Genomic DNA, 3,683 nt, shown 5'->3' on the forward strand with positions numbered 1-3,683 from the left:
AAACACTATCGGCTGAAGTTCGTCTGCTTCTTCTCCCGCTCGCGTTCCAGCGCGAGCTGGATCAGGCGATCGATCAGTTGCGGATAAGTAAGACCGGTCGCCTCCCACAGCTTGGGATACATGCTGATCGAGGTGAAACCCGGCATCGTGTTGATCTCGTTCAACACTATCTTCGGGTTCTTGATCTTTTTTCCCTTGGCGTTGACCGCAGGCTCCATCAGGAAGTCCACACGCGCCAGGCCTGCGCAGTCGCAGGCGCGAAAAGCAGCGATGGCCATCTCGCGGATCGTCTTCGCTTCGCTCTTGGTAAGCTTCGCCGGAATCACCGGCTCAGAGGTGCTGGTGGAGTCGTACTTCGACTCGTAGTCATAGAACTCACGGTCGGGAACGATCTCGCCAACGACCGAAGCCTCAGGAAGGTCATTACCCAGGACCGCGACCTCAAGCTCGCGGGGCTTCACACCCGCTCCGCCGACACCTTCCTCGATGACGATCTTGCGGTCATACGAAGCAGCGAGGTCCATGGCTGCGGCCAGCTCACCGCGATCGTGCACCTTGCTGATGCCGACCGATGAGCCAAGGTTCGCCGGCTTCACAAAGACCGGGTACTGCAGCTTCTTTTCGATCTTGCGAGTGACACGCTTCGCATCGGAGCTCCACTCGCCGCGCAGCACCGTCACGTGCGGCGTGATGGGAAGGCCCTCGGCGAGGAACATGCGCTTCATCGCGTCCTTGTCCATGCCGGTCGACGATCCCAGAACACCGGAGCCGACGTAAGCGATATCCGCCAGCTCAAAGAGGCCCTGGATGGTTCCGTCTTCACCGAAGGTGCCATGCAGGACGGGGAAGATCACATCAAGCCCATGCGCATCTGCGGCGGCTGCAGCCGCAGGTGCGAGCCCCTTGCCTGCCTTCTTCTCCACCGCCTTCACCCTGGGTGCCGGCGGAATGATGGTGACGCCGGCATCGGACTCCTGCACCGCCGCCTCACCCTCCAGCAGCGCCTGGGCTCCTCCACCATTGAGCCACTGGCCCTGCTTGGTGATACCGATGGGCACGACCTCATACTTCTTGGGGTCCAGAGCCTTCAGGATGGAAGCGGCAGAACGCAGCGAGACCTCATGCTCACCACTGCGACCGCCGAACAAAACGCCGACGCGAAGCTTCTTTTTCATCACTTATGAGGGTACGGCCTGACGGCAGGCGAAGGAAGTATCGCGAAAGGATAAACGTTGAAAGTTAGATACCTCGGCAAGGAAAGGGCAAAAACCGGGGAACCCAGGTCTCGGGAGGAATTTGGATGTTCGCGCTGCGCGCGATTGTCCATTCAATACTCGTCTTTGCTCTGAATAAAGCTCTGCGGTGTGCCGTCTTCCGGATTCACGAAGTGAATGTCCGTAGGCTCGCGGCGAGGTGTGTCGATCGCGAGAAAGACAACCGGCCCTTCGAAGATCTCGGGCATCGCGTGCACTATCTCCTTCTTGAAAACAAGGAACGTCCCCGGGCCGAATTCACTGATCTGCTCCGGGCTCTCCATCCAGAAAGTGCCTCGCCCTGAGATCACGTAGAGATGTTCGTTACTCAGCTTATGAAAGTGAGCCGGCGTTGGACGGTAGACACGGAAGATACGCGTGCTCGCCTCCGGCTCATTGGTCATGTAGTGGTCGAGGAGAAGAGATGCTGCTTCGTTCGGAAACGCATTTGCAATCGCAGTCGTATCAAAGCGACCAGACTTGCTAACCTCCGCCATCTCTTCTCCTCACTCAATTACGGATAGATCCGATTCAGCGTACGAGCAAACGGAATCGTCTCGCGCACATGGTCGAGGCCGCAGACCCACGCAACCACACGTTCAATACCCATACCGAAGCCGGCATGCGGCACTGAGCCGTACTTGCGCAGATCCAGATACCACTGGAAGGCTTCGAGCGGCAGGTTGTGCGCTTCGATACGGCTCTTCAGCAACTCATAGCTGGAAACGCGCTGGCTGCCGCCGATGATCTCGCCGTAGCCCTCGGGCGCCAGCACGTCCAGGCACAGCGCCTTGGTTGGATCATCTGAGTCGGGCTCCATGTAGAAGGCCTTCACCGCCGCCGGATAGCGATGCACCATCACCGGGCGATCGAACTGGCTGGAGATGTAGGTCTCATCCGGAGATCCGAAGTCGTCGCCGTAGGTATGCGGGTTCTCGATGGCGCCGTTCTTGTAGGCCTCTTCCAGCATGGCGTGGGCTTCGTCGTAGCTGATCTTCGGGAACGGAGCCCCGATGGCCTCCAGCTTCGCGACGTCGCGCTGCAGCACCTTCAGGTCGGCCTGGTGGCCTTCGAGCACGCGCTTCACAATGTGCGAGACGAACTTCTCCGCGAGCTCCATCAGGCCGTCGAGCTCCAGATATGCGACCTCCGGCTCGATCATCCAGAACTCCGTCAGGTGGCGGCGGGTCTTCGACTTCTCCGCGCGGAAGGTCGGGCCGAAGCTGTAGACCTTGCCCAGCGCCAGCGCGGTGGCCTCGATGTAGAGTTGGCCGCTCTGCGTCAGGTAGGCCTTCTCCTGATCGAAGTAGTCCATCTCGAAGAGCTCCGAGGTTCCTTCGCAGGCGTTCGGTGTCAGGATGGGCGGATCGGTGCGGATGAAGCCGTTGGTATCGAAGTACTCCTGCGCCGCGCGCATGATGGTCGCTCGAATCCGCAGAATCGCCGACTGCCGCGGCGTGCGTATCCAGAGATGGCGATGCTCCATCAGGAAGTCGATGCCATGTTCCTTGAGCGAGATGGGGAAGGGCGTCTCTTCAGGGATGCGGTGGATGACCTCGACATTTTCGACATCGAGCTCGAAGCCCGAGGGAGCGCGCTTATCCGCACGCACCTTGCCGATGACGACCACCGATGACTCCTGCGTCAGATGCTTGATGGTCGTGAAAACCTCTTCCGTCACGGCCGCCTTGGGCACAATGCCCTGGATGGTGCCGGTGCCGTCGCGAAAGATGGGAAAGAGGAGCTTGCCGCTCTCGCGGAGGTTATAGAGCCACCCGCGCAGGGTGACGGTCTGGCCTTCATGCTGGGCAAGCGAGGCGATAGTGGCGAGGGGAGCTGCGGCGACTGCGGAATCACTCATTGCGGATTCCATTCTAGCCCCGCCACCGGGGCTCGTTGCCCGACTAACCCGCCCAACCGACCGCAAAACTGGGCGCCCCATCCATTACGGAGTAATGGGTGGGATATTCGCGAGGCGAACCGGATCGGATTTCGTGAGCGTGACTGCCCTGGAATTCTGTCCGCCATCAAGATGAGAGAAAAAAAGACGTTCGAGCTTCGCTCGAATCGTTCACCCCAACGAACAAAGTTCGCCGGGGACCCCGAATCTCCCACCCATGGCGTTGCCATGGATGGGGCACCCAGTGTGTGGGTGTTCCGAATTTATCGATTTCCTAAACGCCCAGGAGCTTCCAGGCCTCGACGGCCTTCTGTGACGCCGTCTCGGCCGTCTCATGCAGATCGTGGGTGATCTCCAGAACGCCGATGGGTGCCTGTGGAAGGGCGGCGATCAGTTCGGCTGTCTTCTTCCAGTCGATTCCGCCGCTGCCTGGCCAAAGATGTTCATCCTTCACGCCCTGGTTGTCGTGCAGATGCAGTTCGCGGATACGCGCCGCCAACAGCGTCAGAGCCTCTTCCACGCCGTTGGGA

At 59.9% G+C, this 3,683-nt stretch carries 3 protein-coding genes and 1 pseudogene; all 4 read right to left on the minus strand.

What is annotated here, in order from left to right; all coding sequences use genetic code 11:
* Positions 1–5 precede the first annotated feature (5 nt).
* Entirely contained in the window at positions 6–1,175 is a 1,170-nt protein-coding gene (locus AB4043_RS18115) for a D-alanine--D-alanine ligase family protein (RefSeq protein ID WP_442301395.1), read from the minus strand.
* A 152-nt stretch (positions 1,176–1,327) separates the two neighbouring features.
* Positions 1,328–1,750, minus strand: coding sequence for a cupin domain-containing protein (locus tag AB4043_RS18120; protein ID WP_442301394.1), 423 nt, complete (start codon positions 1,748–1,750; stop codon positions 1,328–1,330).
* Positions 1,751–1,767: 17 nt separating this feature from the next.
* The gene (gene asnS, locus AB4043_RS18125; RefSeq protein WP_442301393.1) at positions 1,768–3,114 is read right to left on the minus strand and encodes an asparagine--tRNA ligase; all 1,347 of its coding nucleotides are present in this window, start codon (positions 3,112–3,114) and stop codon (positions 1,768–1,770) included.
* A 313-nt stretch (positions 3,115–3,427) separates the two neighbouring features.
* Positions 3,428–3,683 (minus strand): annotated as a pseudogene (locus AB4043_RS18130) (sugar phosphate isomerase/epimerase family protein); the annotation flags it as partial.

The organism is Terriglobus sp. YAF25, assembly GCF_052113305.1.
Classification (GTDB): domain Bacteria; phylum Acidobacteriota; class Terriglobia; order Terriglobales; family Acidobacteriaceae; genus Terriglobus.